Source organism: Streptomyces sp. NPDC050287, assembly GCF_044459385.1.
Lineage (GTDB): Bacteria > Actinomycetota > Actinomycetes > Streptomycetales > Streptomycetaceae > Streptomyces.
Map to the genome: position 1 here is coordinate 638,142 of NZ_JBITIY010000006.1, position 16,342 is coordinate 654,483.

The window sequence follows — 16,342 nt, forward strand, 5'->3', positions numbered from 1 at the left end:
GCGCGTGACAGGCTCGGTTCGGCTTCATGTCGTCAGTGTTACGTCACACCTCGGCGTAGTTGAGCTGCGGCTTCGCCTCTGTGGCTGCCGTGGCCATGCCCTTGGCGGCCGAGCGGCGAAGGTATACGGCCCAAGTGACCGCGAAGCAGGCCGCGTAGAAGGCGAGGAAGGCGACGAACGCGCCGGTTCCGGAGCCGTAGGAGAGGAAGGACTGGCGGAAGGCGAGGTTGATGCCGACACCGCCGAGCGCGCCGACCGCGCCGATCAGGCCCATGGAGGCACCGGAGAGGCGACGCCCGTAGGCGGCGGCCTCCTCACCCGCAAGCCCCTTGGCGAGGGCCTTCGTGTGGAAGATGCCGGGGATCATCTTGAACGTCGAGCCGTTGCCGATGCCGGTGAGCACGAACAGCACCACGAAGGCGGCGGTGAACAGGGCGAGCGACTTCTCCATGCTGGCGGCGATGAGGACCGCGGTCGCGGCGCCCATCCCGACGTAGTTCCACAGCGTGATCTTCGCGCCGCCGTACTTGTCGGCCATCCAGCCGCCCACCGGACGGATCAGCGAGCCGAGCAGCGGGCCGATGAAGGTGACGTACGCGGCCTCCAGCGGGGTCCGGCCGAACTGGTTCGTCAGCACCTGCCCGAAGGCGAAGCTGTAGCCGATGAACGAGCCGAACGTGCCGATGTAGAGGAAGGACATGATCCAGGTGTGCGCGTCCTTCGCGGCGTCCTTGGCGGCGCCGGTGTCGTTCTTCACGTTCTCGATGTTGTCCATGAAGAGCGCGGCGAGGACGGCGGCGACGACGACGAGCGGGATGTAGATCCCGAGCAGCACCCGGGGTCCGCCGCTGGCGCCGATGATCGCGAGGGCGACCAGCTGGATGACCGGGACGCCGATGTTTCCGCCGCCGGCGTTGAGCCCGAGGGCCCACCCCTTCTTACGGAGGGGGAAGAACGCGTTGATGTTGGTCATGGAGGAGGCGAAGTTGCCGCCGCCGATACCGGCGAGCAGGCCGACCAGCAGGAAGGTGTTGAACGAGGTCCCCGGCTTCATCACGGTGAACGCGGCGACGGTGGGGACGAGGAGCAGGCTGGCCGAGATGATCGTCCAGTTCCGCCCGCCGAAGATCGCGACGGCGAAGGTGTAGGGCACCCGGACGACGGCTCCGACCAGGGTGACCATGGAGGTCAGCATGAACTTGTCGGCCGGGGTGAGGCCGTACTCCGGGCCCATGAAGAGCACGAGCACGGACCACAGGGTCCAGACGGAGAACCCGATGTGCTCGGAGAGGACGGAGAAGAGCAGGTTCCGCTTGGCGATCTTCTCGCCGGTCTCCTTCCAGAAGGTCTCGTCCTCCGGATCCCACTGCTGGATCCAGCGGCCGCCCCTGCTCGGGGGTGCGGGGGCTGTGCTAGGGGCTGTCATGACGCCTCCACGGGGCTACGGGGCTCGGTGGTTCTTTGCGGGGTGCTGAGCGGTGATAAGTCCCGAAGGTAGGGAGGGCGCGTTTCCGGCCTGTGGCTGTGAGTGACCGGAAGGGAACGTTGCTCTCACCCGGCGTGGAGGGCGGATGAGAGGTTGCGACGGCGGACGTTATAAAAGAGGGGTCCACGCCGGCTGGAGCGACCGGTCTCCCTCACACCCGGTGTGCCCCGGACCTGGGCCCGGGTGCGGACCTCGGCCCGGAGCGGGCGCGTGCGCCCCGCGAACCGTCCGGCCACAGCTGCGGCCTGCGCTTGGCGGCCACGTCCTCCATCCAGCCGAAGCACAGGACGCAGCAGGCGGTCAGGGCCCAGACGACGACCAGCAGGGGCCAGGGGCTCTCCAGCAGCCAGGGGGTGTGCTCCTCCAGCAGCGGTACGTCCCACAGGTGGTCCCACAGGGACTGGGCGGCCACGATGCACACGTTGTGCCACAGGTAGATGGTCACCGCGCGGGAGTTGAACAGGGTCACCAGCCGGTCCCAGCGGCGCAGCGGGCGCGGCCACTTCGACCACGAGGGCTTGAAGTGCAGGAGCAGCAGCACGGTCGCGAAGGACCACAGGGACTGGGCGAAGGGGATGTCGTCGAGGTCGTGGTCGGGTTCGAAGCCGTGCGTGAGCATGTACCACAGGCCCAGGCAGGCGACTGCGGGGGCGAGCGAGGGCACGACGTAGCGGGGCAGGCGCTGCAGGATGCCTTCCTGGTGGGCCATGCCGAGGAGCCAGCAGGCGCCGAACGCGCCGAAGTCGGTGAGGTTGGAGTCGATCCGCCAGCTGGGCACGGTGATCCAGCCGGACTCCAGGGCCGCGGACAGGGCGATCGGCGCGAGGATCGTCGGCCAGGGCAGCGCGCGCAGGGCCTTCAGCAGGAACGGCGACAGCAGGACGAACCAGAGGTAGGCGCGGACGTACCAGAGGGGCACGGCCAGCTGCTCGGCCCACTCGTCGCCGATCAGCCCGTGGATGCCGTGCACCGCCTCCCCGTAGGGCGGGTCGCTCAGCGGCAGGATCCAGTAGCCGAGGTGGATCCACCACCAGCCCGGATGCCCTTCGGAGTCGGGGCTCCAGCCTCCGAGCAGCATGCCCGTCACCCCGACGGCGCCCAGCAGCCACAGCGGCGGCAGCAGCCGGCGCATCCGGCCGCGGACGACCTCCACCGCGGGGCGTCTGCCGAGGGAGCGGGCCATGAGGTTGCCGGCGAGGGCGAACATCACGCCCATGGACGGGAAGATCACCGGCAGCCAGGCCCAGCCGAACAGGTGGTAGAAGACGACCCGGAACAGGGCGATGGCCCGCAGCAGGTCGAAGTACCGGTCACGGCCGGACGGTGCCTTCGTCCCGGTGCTCTGCGCGGGCACCCCGGGCTGCCGCGGCGGCTCGGGCTGGTCCTGGGTGACCGGCTGGACGGGTGTGGTGCTCATGCGACGGGCCTTTCGTCCACGACCGGCCGGTTAGGCGCGGGGGTGGTCGGCGGTGCCGACACCCCGCCCTTGCGCCGCAGCTTCTGCCAGCGCAGCCGGCCGCCGGTGAGGGCGGTGATCCAGGACTGGAGCAGCACGACGTACATCAGCTGGCGGTAGAGGATCTGTTGCAGGGGCAGTGAGATGAGGGGGGTGAGCGGCTCCCGGTCGAGGATGAAGGCGTACGTGGCGCAGGCCGCCTGGACGGCCAGGACGCCGAACCAGGCCGCGATCGTCTTCTCGGTGGGGCCGAACACCAGCCCGTAGACGAGGAACACGTCGATCAGCGGGGCCAGCAGCGGCGCCAGGACCATGAAGAGGGACACCAGCGGCAGCCCGACCCGGCCGAAGCGGCCCGAGGGGCCCCGGTCGAAGAGGGCGCGGCGGTGCTTCCAGATCGCCTGCATGGTGCCGTACGACCACCGGTAGCGCTGGGACCACAGCTGCTGAACGGACTCCGGGGCCTCGGTCCAGGCGCGGGCCTTCTCGGCGTACACGACCCGCCAGCCGTCGCGGTGGATGGCCATGGTGATGTCGGTGTCCTCGGCGAGCGTGTCGTCGCTCATGCCGCCGACCCGTTCCAGGGCGCGGCGCCGGAACGCGCCGACCGCGCCGGGGATGGTGGGCATGCACCGCAGGACGTCGTACATCCGGCGGTCCAGGTTGAAGCCCATCACGTACTCGATGTGCTGCCAGGCGCCGATGAGGGTGTCCTTGTTGCCGACCTTCGCGTTGCCGGCGACCGCGCCGACGCGGGGGTCGCCGAACGGCTGGACCAGTTCGCGGACCGTGGACGGCTCGAAGACGGTGTCGCCGTCCATCATCACGACCAGGTCGTGGCGGGCGTTCGCCACGCCCCGGTTGAGGGCGGCGGGCTTGCCCGCGTTGAGCTGACGGACCACACGGACGCCCGGCAGGGCCAGGTTCTCCACGATCCGGGCGGTTCCGTCGCTGGAGCCGTCGTCGATGACGATGACCTCGATCGGATGGTCACTGGCCATCAGGGAACGCACGGTGCTCTCGATGCACTTGGCCTCGTTGTACGCCGGGACCAGCACCGACACCGGTTCGGTGACCGGCTCTCCCCAGCGGAAGCGGCGGCGGCGGACCCGGCGGACGTGGATGCCGGACAGCAGGAGCATCAGGCCGAAGCGGGCGAGGACCAGGCAGCCGATGATCGCCAGGCCGACCACCAGGACGGCGGTGATGTTGTCCGCGGCCTGCACGAGGAAGACCCAGGCCCTGGCCTTCCACAGGTCGGCGCCGGTGACCCTGGTGTGGGCGCTGGGCGCGTCGAGGGCCTCGGTGAGGTTGTCGAACGTGTAGCCCTTGGCCTGCATCTCGGGCAGGAAGCGGTCGAGGGCCCGAACCGTCTGGTGGCGGTCGCCGCCGGAGTCGTGCATCAGGACGACGGCGCCCTTGCCGGCCTTGGGCGTGGCGTTGCGGATGATCCGCGCGACGCCCGGCTTGCGCCAGTCCTCGCTGTCGGTGTCGTTGACGACGGTGATGTAGCCACGGGTGCCGATGCGCTCGGTGACCGGCCAGGACCTGTTGTCCATGGCGTCGGCGGACGAGGAGTACGGCGGCCGGAAGAGCGAGGTGCGGATGCCGGCGGCGCCGGTGATCGCGAGCTGGGTCTGGGACAGTTCCCAGTCGATCCGCTTGTCCGACTGGTAGGAGAGGTCGGGGTGATTGAAGGTGTGCAGGCCGACCTCGTGGCCCTCGTCGACCATGCGCCTGACCAGGTCCGGGTAGCGCGAGGTCATGGTGCCGGTGACGAAGAAGACGGCGTGCGCGTGGTGCTTCTTCAGCGTGTCCAGGACCTTGGGGGTCCAGGTCGGGTCGGGGCCGTCGTCGAAGGTGAGGACCATGCGGTGGGCGGGCACCCTGAGGCTGGTGACGCGGCCGTTGCGGGTGTCGATGACCGGGCCGCCGTCGAGGATCTTCTCGGGCACCTTGTCGGCGGCGGCCTCGGAGCGGACACGGTGGTCGGCGAGGATCTCGCTGTGGACGTAGCCGCGCAGCATCAGCATCGCCGTCAGCGCGACGAGGACGAGCAGCGGCAACAGCAGACGCATGGGCAGGCGGCGCCGCGGAGAGCCCTCGGGGACTCCGGTCGCGGCCCCGGGACGGCGGGTGCGGGATGCCATCAGTGGTTGTGCTCCGGGGACGGGGATGCCATCGGACGACGGACACCGGGTACGGGGGTGCCATCGGCCGATGAACACCGGGTTCGGGACGACCGCGGCACCCTGCCGACGGGTGGCACGGGGTGGTCGTGGGCGAGCGGGGTGCCCTCGGGCGGACGGCGTGCACGGGAGGCCGTCGGCCGGCGGGCACCGGGGCGCGGGACTCCGTGGCCCGGCGGGCTTCCCGGACGGGGCGCCGGCGGACGGCGGACACCAGGACGCGGAACACCGCGGCTCGGGGCACCGGAAGCCGGCAGGGAAGCGGGACGCCCTTGGGTCAGGGGCGTCCGCGGCGGTGGGGTCATCAGGTGACGGGGGCCGTCGACGGGGCCGAGTCCGGTGCCGGTGCCGACGCCGCGGGGTCGGTGGTGGGCGACTCCGTGGCGATGGGCGGCGGGTCGTTCGGGCCGTCGGCCACCGGGGTGGTGCCGGGGCCCGGACTGTCGCCGGTGCCCGTGGTCTGGGTCGGCGGAGCGGCCGACGGGCCGGGGGCGGTCGGCGTCGGGGTGACCACCGGGTCAGGGACCGTCGGCGTCGGTGTCGGAGCGGGCTCGGTGGGACCGGTGCCCGGCTCCGTGACGGTGCCGGTCGGGCTCGGCTTCGGGCCGGCCGGGACGACCGGCTCACCCTTTTTGCCCTTCTTGCCGGGACCGGCGGTGGCACCCGGCGCGGTGACACCGGGCGTCGGGGCGGTCGCGCTGCCCCGGCCGGCCGTCCGGCCGGGGGCGAGCGGGACACCGCCGGTGCCGGACGGCAGCGCCGAGGCGGCGGGCAGCGGCGGGCTGTCGACCTTGTCGGCGGGCTTGTCCTGCTGCTGGCCCGGCACCGGCAGCCAGGGCGCGTTGGAGTTGCCGGACAGCAGGGTGACGACGATGACGACGGCGTAGACCCCGCAGGCCAGCCCGACCGCGATACCCATCCGGCGGAAGCGGCGGCTGCGGCGGCCCGACTCGTCCACGAACACCGGCCCGTCGGAGCCCTCCTGGCCACCGTCCGGTACGGCCGCACCCTCGGCCTGCCGCACCGGCGACCGCCCTGCCTGCGGTTCCTCCAACTGCCGGCCCAAGCCGTCCAGTTGGACCGTCACCTCGTGCGGATCATGGGCGGGATCACCCTCTGAGGGCCCGCTCGGGCCCGACGCGTCCTGGCCGGATCCCGGCGCGGCGGACTCCTCCCACGGATCCCGTACGACGGCGGTCCGCGCGGCGGCCTCGGTGCGCCGCCGGGACCCGCCGCCCGAGGCGAGGATGCCGGTCCGGTCGGCCCGGTCGGTCCGGCCCGGGTCCGGCAGACCCCGCCGGCCCCCGCCGGCTCTCTCCGCCCCACCCGTCACGGCGGCGGAGCGAGCGCTCTGGCTCGGGATTCGGCCTGAGCCTCCGACGGGCATTTCGGTTACACCGGTCTCGGGAAACGCCTGGGTACGGCCCTCCGTACCCGAAGGCCCCTGACCCGAGGCGACCTCGGGCCATTCCGGCTGGGTGGCTTCTCGCCACTTCTTCACGCGCACGCGATATCCCCCCACGGGAACGTTCCGGGTGCGCGCACGACTCCGAGCAATCGTCGACCGGACCGGGCCCCCACCCGGTCCGAGCGCCCCCTCTTGCCACACTGTGCTCGGGCCGCGAACGTAGTGCGTCCGTGGGGCAGGTGGTGTCCGTATATCAAACACGGACATTTGTCGTCGCGGTTCAGACCATGAATGCAATGCTTCCGTGCGTTATGTGGCGCCCCCACATCAAACGTGGGCATTCATCATCGCGACGTCCGAGTCCGGAACCCATGCCCTCGCGGGCCTGCGCAGCCATCCCCGCGCCGCCGAGAGTTCGGCCGCCGCCCGTCGCAGCGCGTCGATTCCGGGGTGCACCAGTCCCTTCCGCCACACCAGTGACACGGGCGACAGGGGGACCGGGTCGACCAGCGGGCGCAGCACCGTGTTCGGCATGCCGGGAAAGCCCACCACGACCAGGATCGGGTTCCGCCACTTGGCCATGACCCGCTGGAACTCCTCCTCGCCGACGGCCAGCGGCCCGGGCGAGGCGACCTCGATCCCCCGCCCCTCGAACAGCTGACGCGCGAGGTCGGTCCACTCCGGCGTACGGGGATTTCCGGCCCCCGCGTACACGGCCTCACCCGCCAGCTCGTCCAGGGGCACCGCGTCCAGCGCTGCCAGCCGGTGGTCCTCGGGCAGCACGACCGCCATGGGCTCCAGACGGACGGGCTGGTGGTCGAGGCCTGCCCGCAGCGCCGGGGAAAGGCCGGCGAACCGGCCGAAGGACGCGTCGAGGCGGCCCGCGAGCACCTCGCTCGCCGCGCCGGTCAGGCCGCTCTCGTAGCGGGCCATCAGCTCGTGGTCGGGTGCGAGTTCCCGGGCCCGGAGCAGCACCCGGCGGCCGGTGGCCAGGCCCGGCGAGTTCAGGTCCACCAGCAGGGGCCGGGCCTGCCCGAACGCGGCGAGCAGTGCCTCCTGGGCGTCCAGCACACGACGCGCGTACGGCACCAGCCGCTCACCGTCGGCGGTCAGCGTCACCTGCCGGGTGGTCCGCACGAACAGCTCGGCCCCCAACTCCCGCTCCAGCCGCCGTATGTCCCGGCTGAGCGCCTGCTGGGCGACGTAGAGGCGGGCGGCGGCGCGGGTGAAGTGCAGCTCCTCGGCGACGGCGAGGAAGGCACGCAGGAGACGGGGATCGACGTGATGACCGGTGGTGGGCATCGGGGGAACTTACAACAGAGGTGCGTCAATTGGTCCCGCGGAGGTGTTGGACCTCTTGATCGGGCACGGGCCACGGTTACCTCATGCCGCAACCCACCCCGCGAAATCCGACGTTGTACACCGTCACCGCCGACGCCCTGGTGGCCGTCGACTTCAACCCGCGCACCGGAAACCGCCCTCCCGGCCCCTACCGCCGCCTCTTCAGCACCCCCGGCACCCGCGCCTTCACCGCCGGGAACCTGCTGGCCCGCCTCCCCATGGGCATGTTCAGCGTGAGCGCGGTCGTCATGATCGCCGGTACCCGGGGGTCGTACGCCCTCGCCGGCGCCGTCACCGCGACCGGGCTCGCGGCCACCGCGCTGGTCGCCCCGTGGACCGCGCGGCTCGTCGACCGGTACGGACAGGCCCGGATCGCCGTACCCGCGACCCTGCTCGCGGCGCTGGGCTCCCTCACGCTGCTGCTGTGCGTACGCGACGAAGCCCCCGCCTGGACCCTGTTCGCCTCCTACGCGGCCACCGCGACGACCCCCAACCTCGGCGGCATGTCCCGGGCTCGCTGGGCGCATCTGCTCAGGGACGACCCCAAGTCCCTGCACACGGCGAACTCCTTCGAGCAGGCCGTGGACGAACTGTGCTTCATGCTGGGCCCGGTGCTCGCGGCCTTCCTGTGCGGCACGTTCTTCCCGGAGGCGGGCACGCTCGCCGGAGTCGTCCTGCTGGTCACGGGCATGCTGCTGTTCGTCGCCCAGCGCTCCACCGAGCCGCCGGCCGGCGAGCGGGCCGGGCGCGGGACCGCGTCCCTCCTCCGCACGCCCGGCATACCGCCGCTGCTCGCCGTCTGCCTGGCCATGGGCGCGGTGTTCGGGGCGATGGAGGTCGTCACGATCGCCTTCGCGGACGCGAAGGGCCACCGCTCGGCGGCCGGGGCCGTGCTCGGACTCCAGGCGGCCGGTTCGTGCGCGGCGGGGCTGCTGTACGGGGCGCTGAAGCCGACCGGTCCGGCGCGGGAGCGGTACGTCCGGTGCGTCGCCGCGATGACCGCGCTGCTGACGCTGCCGCTGCTCGCCGCGTCCCTGACCGGCTCCCTGTGGCTGCTGGCGGGTGCGCTGCTGATCGCCGGGATGGCGACCGCCCCGACGATGGTCACCGGCATGACCCTGGTCCAGGAACGTACACCTGAGGGCCGGGTCAACGAGGGCATGACCCTCGCGGTGACCGGCCTGCTCGGCGGGATCGCCGCCGGCAGCGCGCTCGGCGGGCGACTCGCCGAGCACGCCTCGGCCACCGCGGGGTACGGCGTGCCGGTCACCGCGGCCGCGGTGGCGCTGATGATCGCGCTCGCCTCGTTCGGCCGGCAGCACCCGGTCGCCTCGGCCGGCCGGTAGCACCCGCTCGGTTCGGCCGGCCGGTAACACACGCTCGCTTCGGCCGGCCGACAGCACCGGGCCGCCTCGTTCGGCCGCCAGGACCGCTCGCCTCGTTCCGCCGCCGGCGCCGCTCGCCTCGTTCCGCCGCCGGCACCGCTTCCCCGAATCCGAGCTGTCGAATCGCTTCCGCGCGATTCTGTGTTACCCATTGACGCTTTCACACCCGCCACATACCTTCGCCCGTCGAAGCGCTTCGACGTCACGTATCGAATCTGTTCGATGAACGCAACGTGACGCCGGATACCCAGCCGACTCCCTGGGAGGCACTGGATGTTGACGGCACGAGGGCGTAGGGCGGCACGAGGGCGTGTGACCGCCCTGGCCGCCGCGGCCCTGAGCGGAGCCCTGCTCCTGACCGCCTGCGGCGGCTCGGACGGCGGCTCCTCAGACAGCAAGACGTTGAAGCTCTGGCACTACGAGGCCCCCAACAGCGCGATGGGGCAGGCCTGGAACGAGGCGATCAAGGAGTTCGAGGCCAAGCACCCGGGCGTGAAGGTGCAGTACGAGGAGAAGAGCTTCGCGCAGATGCAGAAGACCGCGCAGATGGTCCTCAACTCCTCGGACGCGCCCGACCTCATGGAGTACAACAAGGGCAACGCGACGGCGGGCCTGCTCTCCAAGCAGGGGCTCCTGACGGACCTCACGGCCGAGGCGACCAAGCGCGGCTGGGACAAGAAGCTGAGCGCGGGCGTCCGTACCACCAGCGTCTACGACACCAACGGCGTGATGGGCTCGGGCAAGTGGTACGGCGTGCCCAACTACGCCGAGTACACGATGGTCTTCTACAACAAGGACCTGTTCGCGAAGTACAAGATCCCCGAGCCGAAGACGTTCGACGAACTGACCGCCGCGATGGACAAGTTCGCCGCGAAGGGGATCACCCCGCTCGCCAACGGCGGCGCCGAGTACCCGGCCCAGCAGTACCTCTACCAGCTGGCGCTGTCGAAGGCGGACCGCGCCTGGGTGGACGCGTTCGAGCTGTACAAGGGCAAGGCCGACTTCCACGACGCCGCCTGGACGTACGCCGCCGAGACCTTCGCGGACTGGGTGAAGAAGGGCTACATCGGCAAGTCGTCCACCGGCGCGAACGCCGAGCAGACCGGCGTCTCCTTCCTCCAGGGCAAGTCGCCGATCCTGTTCTCCGGCAGCTGGTGGTACGGCCGCTTCGAGGACGAGGCGAAGTTCGACTGGGGCACCTTCCTGTGGCCCGGCTCGAACCTCACCCTCGGCTCCGGCGGCAACCTGTGGGTCGTCCCCAAGGGCGCCGGAAACAAGGACCTCGCCTACGACTTCATCGACATCACCCTGTCGAAGAAGATCCAGAACCTGCTCGGCAACAAGGGCGGCGTCCCGGTCGCGGCGGACGCGAGCGCCATCACCGACCCCAAGGCCAAGACGCTCATCGACGACTTCAACACCCTCTCCCGGCGCGACGGCCTCGCCTTCTACCCTGACTGGCCGATCGCCGGCTTCTACGACGTCCTCGTCTCCGAGACCCAGAAGCTGATCACGGGCAGCGAGAAACCGGACGACTACCTGGACGCGTTGCAGAAGGCGTACGACAAGGACGCGCCGAAGCAATGACGGTCACCGTCGAACGCGGCGGGCGGGTCACCGGCAAGCAGGACCACCCCGGCCGCCCGCGCCGCCGCCCCCGCGACTCCTACGCCCTGTTCCTGCTCCCCGGGATCCTCGCCTTCCTCGCCGTGATCGTCGTCCCGTTCCTGATGAACACGGGCGTGAGCTTCACCGACTGGCAGGGCGTGGGCACCCCCGACTGGACCGGGCTCGCCAACTACCGCGAGCTGCTGGACGACTCCGAGTTCTGGGAGTCCTTCCGGCACAGCCTCTTCATGGTCGTGGCGATGGCGGCCCTGCCGACGGTGATCGGCCTGGTCCTGGCCGCCGCCCTGTTCGACTACGTCGGCAAGCACTTCGGAGCCAGGTGGGCGGCGGTCCTGCGCGCCTGCTTCTACCTCCCCCAGGTACTGCCGATCGCGGTCGCCGGCATCGTCTGGAGCTGGATCCTCGCCCCGGACAACGGCACGCTCAACGAACTCCTGAAGTCCGTCGGCCTGTCGTCCTGGCAGCAGGACTGGCTCGGCGACCCGGACCTCGCCCTCTACAGCGTCATGGGCGTGATGGTCTGGGTCCAGCTCGGCTTCCCGCTGGTCGTCTTCATGGCGGGCCTGCAACGCGTCGACCCCCAGCTGTACGAGGCGGCCGAGCTGGACGGGGCCGGCTGGTGGCGCCGCTTCTGGCACATCACGCTGCCGCAGATCCGCCCGGAGATCTACGTCGTCCTGACCTGGTGCTCGATCGCCGCGCTCAAGGTGTTCGGCGCGGTGTACGTCCTGACGAAGGGCGGCCCGGGCGGCGCGACGAACGTGCCCTCCTACTTCTCCTTCACCACGTTCTTCGAGAAGACACAGGTCGGCTACGGCGCCGCGATCTCCACGGTGCTGACCGTGATCATCCTGCTGCTGTCCCTGATCGGCCTGAAGTTCCAGACCCGCGCCGAGGACGCCGAGGAAGGGACCCGAGTATGACGACCGCCCTCCGCCGCTACCCGGTCCTGGTAGCCCTCTGCATCGCAGCCCTGTTCATGGTGGTCCCGTTCGCGATCGTCGTGGTCAACGCGTTCAAGTCCCCTACGGAGTACGCCCAGAACGGCCCGCTCAGCCTTCCCGAGGGCCTCTATCTCGACGGCGTCAAGGACTTCTGGGAACGCGTCGACTTCGGCCAGAAGCTCGTCAACTCGGTGCTGATCAGCGGCGCGGTGGCGGTCCTGGCGGTGGTCCTCTCCGTCCTCAACGCCTACGCGATCGGCATCGGCCGCATCAAGGGCCGCACCTGGGTCCTCGCCTTCTTCGTCCTCGCGAACATGCTGCCGCAGGAGGCGCTGGTCTACCCGATCTACTACCTGAGCAAGGAGGCCGGCCTCTACGACACCCGGCTCAGCGTGATCATCGTGTTCACGGTGATCCAGGCGGCTTTCGGCACGTATCTGCTCTCCTCGGTCCTCGGCCAGTTCCCCCGGGAGATCATCGAGGCCGCCCGGATCGACGGGGCGAACAAGTGGCAGGTGCTGTGGCGGATCGTGGTCCCCGTCAGCCGCCCCACCCTCGGCGTGCTCCTGGTCTTCTTCTTCATCTGGACCTGGAACGAGTTCCTGCTCCCCCTGGTCATGCTGATCTCCAACGACAACCAGACCGTGTCGGTGGCCCTCGGCGTCCTGCAGGGCCAGCGTCTGATGGACGCCACGATGACCAACGCGGCCGCCCTCCTCGGCGTCCTGCCCGCCCTCGTGTTCTTCCTCGCCTTCCAGCGAACCCTCACCCGCGGCATCGCCGTAGGTGCCGTGAAGTAAGGACCCCCACATGAAGTTCACCGACGGCTACTGGCTGCTGCGTGAGGGCGTCACCGCGGCCTATCCGGTCGAGGTGCTCGACGTCACCGCGCAGGACGGCACGCTGGAGATCCACGCGCCCACCCAGCCCATCCGCCACCGCGGCGACCTGCTGAAGGGACCGGTCGTGACGATCAGCGCCCATGCTCCGATGCCGGACGTCATCGGCGTCACCTTCACCCACTTCGACGGTGAGCAGGCACGCGGACCGGAGTTCGAGGTGGGGCGGGAAGAGGTCCCGCCGCAGGTGGCGTACGACGACGAGCACGCGACCCTGACCTCCGGCGCGCTGTCGGTCCGGGTGGCCCGCACCGGCTCCTGGCACGTCGACTTCCTCGCCCACGGCCGCACCCTCACCTCCAGCTCCACCAAGGGCATGGGCATCATGCGGGACGCCTCGGGGCACTACCTGCGCGAACAGCTCAACCTCGGTGTGGGGACCTCGGTCTACGGCCTCGGGGAACGCTTCGGCCCGCTGGTGAAGAACGGCCAGGTCGTCGACATCTGGAACGCCGACGGCGGCACGGCGACCGAGCAGGCGTACAAGAACGTGCCCTTCTATCTGACGGACGCGGGCTACGGCGTCTTCGTCGACCATCCGGGCAAGGTGGCCTTCGAGGTGGGCTCGGAGGTCGTCTCGCGGGTGCAGTTCAGCGCCGAGACCCAGCAGTTGACGTACTACGTGATCTACGGCCCGACCCCGAAGGACATCCTGCGCAAGTACACCGCCCTCACCGGCCGCCCCGCCCTCCCGCCGTCCTGGTCCTTCGGCCTGTGGCTGTCGACCTCGTTCACCACGTCGTACGACGAGGAGACCGTCACCTCCTTCATCGAGGGCATGCGCGAGCGCGAACTGCCGCTGTCCGTCTTCCACTTCGACTGTTTCTGGATGCGCGAGTTCAACTGGTGCGACTTCGAGTGGGATCCGCGGGTGTTCCCGGACCCGGAGGGGATGCTGGCGCGGCTGCACGCGAGGGGCCTGCGGGTGTCCGCGTGGATCAACCCGTACATCGCCCAGCGCTCCCCGCTGTTCGCGGAGGGCAAGGCACTGGGGCACCTGCTGAAGCGGCCGGACGGCAGCGTGTGGCAGTGGGACCTGTGGCAGCCCGGCATGGCGCTGGTCGACTTCACCAGCGCGGCGGCCCGCGACTGGTACGCCTCGAAGCTGGAGGCGCTGCTCGCCCAGGGCGTCGACTGCTTCAAGACCGACTTCGGCGAGCGCGTACCCCTCGACGTGGCCTGGTCCGACGGCTCCGATCCGGAGCGGATGCACAACTACTACACGTACCTCTACAACCGCACGGTCTTCGACGTCCTGCGCAAGCACCGCGGCGAGGAGGAGGCCGTCGTCTTCGCCCGGTCGGCGACCACCGGGAGCCAGAAGTTCCCCGTCCACTGGGGCGGCGACTGCGAGGCGACGTACGAGTCGATGGCCGAGTCCCTGCGCGGAGGCCTCTCCCTCGGGCTGTCCGGCTTCGGCTTCTGGAGCCACGACATCGGCGGCTTCGAAGGCACCCCGACACCGGCGCTCTTCAAACGCTGGGTGGCCTTCGGACTCCTCTCCTCCCACAGCCGCCTGCACGGCAGTTCCTCCTACCGGGTGCCGTGGCTGTTCGACGAGGAGTCGGTGGACGTGCTGCGGCACTTCACCCGGCTGAAGCTGCGGCTCATGCCCTATCTGTACGAGGCCGCGCGCACCGCCCACACCGAGGGCGTGCCGGTGATGCGGGCGATGGTCCTGGAGTTCCCGGACGACCCCGGGTGCGCGCACCTGGAACGGCAGTACATGCTCGGCCCGGACCTGCTGGTCGCGCCGGTGTTCAGCGACGACGGCGACGTCTCGTACTACGTCCCCGAGGGCACCTGGACCCACTTCGTGACCGGGAAGACGGTGACGGGACCGCGCTGGGTGCGCGAGAACCACGGCTTCTCGAGCGTGCCGCTCCTCGTGCGCCCCGGCGCCGTCATCCCGGTGGGCGCGGTGGACGACCGGCCCGACTACGACCACGCCGACGGGGTCACCCTGCGGGCGTACGGTCTGGAGCGGGGGCAGCAGGTGGCCGTGCGGATCGGGGACGTGACCTTCACCGTCGTACGCGAGGGCGATCTGCTGCGGGCTTCCTGCAGTGAGCCCTCGGCGCCCTGGGGGCTGGCCACCGGTGAGCGCGAGGTGCGGGCACAGGCCGGGACCGGGTTCCTGACCGTGGAGTGCTCCTGATGGTGAAGATCACGGACGTGGCGCGGCATGCCGGAGTCTCCCCCAGCACGGTCTCCTACGCCCTCAGCGGCAAGCGCCCCATCTCCGAGGAGACCCGGCGCCGGGTGGAGGAGGCCATCCGCGAACTGGGTTACCGTCCGCACGCGGGCGCCCGCGCGCTGGCCAGCAGCAAGTCGAACGTACTGGCGCTGGTGGTGCCGTTGAGGGCCGGTATCCACGTCCCGGTGGTCATGCGGTTCGCGGTGTCGGTCGTGACGACAGCCCGCGGCTACGACCATGACGTCCTGCTCCTCACCCAGGAGGAGGGCGAGGAAGGCCTGCGCAGGGTGGCTGACACGGCGTTGGTGGACGCGTTGATCCTGATGGACGTCCAACTCCACGATCCCCGGCTGCCGTTGTTGCGCGCGCTGGAACGCCCGTCGGTGATGATCGGCTTCCCGGCCTCCTCCGAGGGCCTGACCTGCGTCGACCTCGACTTCAAGGCGGCGGGCGAGGCGTGCGTGGAACATCTGGCGGGACTCGGACACCGGGTGGTCGCACTCGTCGGCTCACCGCCCGAGGTCTACGTCCGCCAGACCGCGTTCGCCCAGCGCGTGGTCCAGGGCTTCACCGCCGCCGCCGACCGCCACGGACTCGCCTCCTCGGTCCACCCCTGCGAGGCGGGCCCGGGGTCCGCCCGCCGGGTCGCCGAGCAACTCCTGCGCGAGCAGCCCGCGTTGACGGGCGTGGTGGTCCACAACGAACCCTTGCTGGAGCCGCTGATCGACGCCTTCGAGAAACTCGGCCTGCGCGTCCCCGGCGACCTCTCCGTCACCGCCATCTGCCCCGACGAACTCGCCGAATCCGCCCGCGTACCCGTCACCTCGGTCACCCTGCCGTCGGCGGAGGTGGGCACGCGGGCGGTGGAGCTCCTGATGCGGAAGCTGGGCGGCGACACGGACGTACCGGAGGCGACCCTGCTGTCGCCGCGGCTGACGGAACGGGCGAGTACGGCGCGGCGGACGATCGCGTGAACGATCCTTCACATGCTGTGCCGCCCAACTCCCCTGGACGTGCCTGCCTTCGACAGGGGAATCCCGGCAGAGGATCGCTAGCATGAGTCACGGATGATGAACGCGGTGACGGGGGTGGGCATGGCACGCGATGACCGTGACGATGACTGGCTGGACCTGGCTGACGCCATCGAGGTACTGCGGTCCCAGTTGTCGGAGGCCCAGCGCCGCGGTCAGGACTCCTCGTTGCGCTTCGTGCTGGGTGAGATCACGGCGGAGTTCGAGATCGAGCTGGTCCGGGCGAAGAACGGCGGCGGAACGCTGCGGTTCGGCGTCGTGGAGGCGGACGCCCGAGGCGAACGCTCGAGACGATCGACCCAGCGCGTGACCCTACGGCTGAACCCGGAGCGGCGCGGTGGCGGAGACGTGGCCGTGGGCGACGTCGAGTAGTCCGG

At 70.5% G+C, this 16,342-nt stretch carries 12 protein-coding genes; 7 read left to right on the top strand and 5 right to left on the bottom strand.

What is annotated here, in order from left to right:
- Positions 1-43: 43 nt before the first annotated feature.
- The 5 genes from ACIBK3_RS24860 to ACIBK3_RS24880 all read right to left on the bottom strand — a co-directional run bounded on the left by ACIBK3_RS24860 (position 44) and on the right by ACIBK3_RS24880 (position 7,841).
- Positions 44-1,426 (bottom strand): nitrate/nitrite transporter, encoded by a 1,383-nt coding sequence (locus tag ACIBK3_RS24860; RefSeq protein WP_399368799.1) that lies wholly within the window; start codon positions 1,424-1,426, stop codon positions 44-46.
- Positions 1,427-1,637: 211 nt separating this feature from the next.
- Complete coding sequence (locus ACIBK3_RS24865) at positions 1,638-2,903, bottom strand: acyltransferase (protein WP_399368801.1); 1,266 nt, start codon at positions 2,901-2,903, stop codon at positions 1,638-1,640.
- Positions 2,900-5,092: a glycosyltransferase gene (locus tag ACIBK3_RS24870; RefSeq protein WP_399368803.1), complete on the bottom strand. Its 2,193-nt coding sequence runs from the start codon at positions 5,090-5,092 to the stop codon at positions 2,900-2,902. The genes ACIBK3_RS24865 and ACIBK3_RS24870 overlap by 4 nt, the downstream gene beginning before the upstream one ends.
- A 343-nt stretch (positions 5,093-5,435) precedes the next feature.
- Complete coding sequence (locus ACIBK3_RS24875) at positions 5,436-6,464, bottom strand: hypothetical protein (protein WP_399368805.1); 1,029 nt, start codon at positions 6,462-6,464, stop codon at positions 5,436-5,438.
- A gap of 402 nt (positions 6,465-6,866) precedes the next feature.
- Complete coding sequence (locus ACIBK3_RS24880; protein WP_399368807.1) at positions 6,867-7,841, bottom strand: LysR family transcriptional regulator; 975 nt, start codon at positions 7,839-7,841, stop codon at positions 6,867-6,869.
- An 83-nt stretch (positions 7,842-7,924) separates the two neighbouring features.
- On the opposite strand from ACIBK3_RS24880, the gene ACIBK3_RS24885 reads away from it, so the two are divergent.
- The 7 genes from ACIBK3_RS24885 to ACIBK3_RS24915 all read left to right on the top strand — a co-directional run bounded on the left by ACIBK3_RS24885 (position 7,925) and on the right by ACIBK3_RS24915 (position 16,337).
- Complete coding sequence (locus ACIBK3_RS24885; protein WP_399368809.1) at positions 7,925-9,226, top strand: MFS transporter; 1,302 nt, start codon at positions 7,925-7,927, stop codon at positions 9,224-9,226.
- A gap of 312 nt (positions 9,227-9,538) precedes the next feature.
- Positions 9,539-10,852, top strand: coding sequence for an ABC transporter substrate-binding protein (locus ACIBK3_RS24890; RefSeq protein ID WP_399368811.1), 1,314 nt, complete (start codon positions 9,539-9,541; stop codon positions 10,850-10,852).
- Positions 10,849-11,817, top strand: a complete 969-nt coding sequence (locus tag ACIBK3_RS24895) for a carbohydrate ABC transporter permease (RefSeq protein ID WP_399368813.1) — start codon at positions 10,849-10,851, stop codon at positions 11,815-11,817. The genes ACIBK3_RS24890 and ACIBK3_RS24895 overlap by 4 nt, the downstream gene beginning before the upstream one ends.
- Positions 11,814-12,638 carry a carbohydrate ABC transporter permease gene (locus ACIBK3_RS24900; protein WP_399368815.1) on the top strand — a complete coding sequence of 275 codons (825 nt, stop codon included), beginning with the start codon at positions 11,814-11,816 and terminating at the stop codon, positions 12,636-12,638. Before ACIBK3_RS24895 ends, ACIBK3_RS24900 begins: the two co-directional genes overlap by 4 nt.
- Before the next feature lie 10 nt (positions 12,639-12,648).
- Complete coding sequence (gene yicI / locus ACIBK3_RS24905; protein ID WP_399368817.1) at positions 12,649-14,895, top strand: alpha-xylosidase; 2,247 nt, start codon at positions 12,649-12,651, stop codon at positions 14,893-14,895.
- Entirely contained in the window at positions 14,895-15,908 is a 1,014-nt protein-coding gene (locus tag ACIBK3_RS24910; protein ID WP_399368819.1) for a LacI family DNA-binding transcriptional regulator, read from the top strand. The genes yicI and ACIBK3_RS24910 overlap by 1 nt, the downstream gene beginning before the upstream one ends.
- A gap of 120 nt (positions 15,909-16,028) precedes the next feature.
- Positions 16,029-16,337 carry a trypco2 family protein gene (locus tag ACIBK3_RS24915; protein ID WP_399368821.1) on the top strand — a complete coding sequence of 103 codons (309 nt, stop codon included), beginning with the start codon at positions 16,029-16,031 and terminating at the stop codon, positions 16,335-16,337.
- The last annotated feature ends 5 nt before the right edge of the window (positions 16,338-16,342 follow it).

Excerpts from the sequence above, each read along its gene's own strand:
- yicI (WP_399368817.1), top strand. The coding sequence starts at position 12,649 with ATGAAGTTCACCGACGGCTACTGGCTGCTGCGTGAGGGCGTCACCGCG.
- ACIBK3_RS24865 (WP_399368801.1), bottom strand. The coding sequence starts at position 2,903 with ATGAGCACCACACCCGTCCAGCCGGTCACCCAGGACCAGCCCGAGCCG.
- ACIBK3_RS24885 (WP_399368809.1), top strand. The coding sequence starts at position 7,925 with ATGCCGCAACCCACCCCGCGAAATCCGACGTTGTACACCGTCACCGCC.
- ACIBK3_RS24900 (WP_399368815.1), top strand. The coding sequence starts at position 11,814 with ATGACGACCGCCCTCCGCCGCTACCCGGTCCTGGTAGCCCTCTGCATC.
- ACIBK3_RS24890 (WP_399368811.1), top strand. The coding sequence starts at position 9,539 with ATGTTGACGGCACGAGGGCGTAGGGCGGCACGAGGGCGTGTGACCGCC.
- ACIBK3_RS24915 (WP_399368821.1), top strand. The coding sequence starts at position 16,029 with ATGGCACGCGATGACCGTGACGATGACTGGCTGGACCTGGCTGACGCC.
- ACIBK3_RS24910 (WP_399368819.1), top strand. The coding sequence starts at position 14,895 with ATGGTGAAGATCACGGACGTGGCGCGGCATGCCGGAGTCTCCCCCAGC.
- ACIBK3_RS24880 (WP_399368807.1), bottom strand. The coding sequence starts at position 7,841 with ATGCCCACCACCGGTCATCACGTCGATCCCCGTCTCCTGCGTGCCTTC.
- ACIBK3_RS24870 (WP_399368803.1), bottom strand. The coding sequence starts at position 5,092 with ATGGCATCCCGCACCCGCCGTCCCGGGGCCGCGACCGGAGTCCCCGAG.
- ACIBK3_RS24895 (WP_399368813.1), top strand. The coding sequence starts at position 10,849 with ATGACGGTCACCGTCGAACGCGGCGGGCGGGTCACCGGCAAGCAGGAC.
- ACIBK3_RS24860 (WP_399368799.1), bottom strand. The coding sequence starts at position 1,426 with ATGACAGCCCCTAGCACAGCCCCCGCACCCCCGAGCAGGGGCGGCCGC.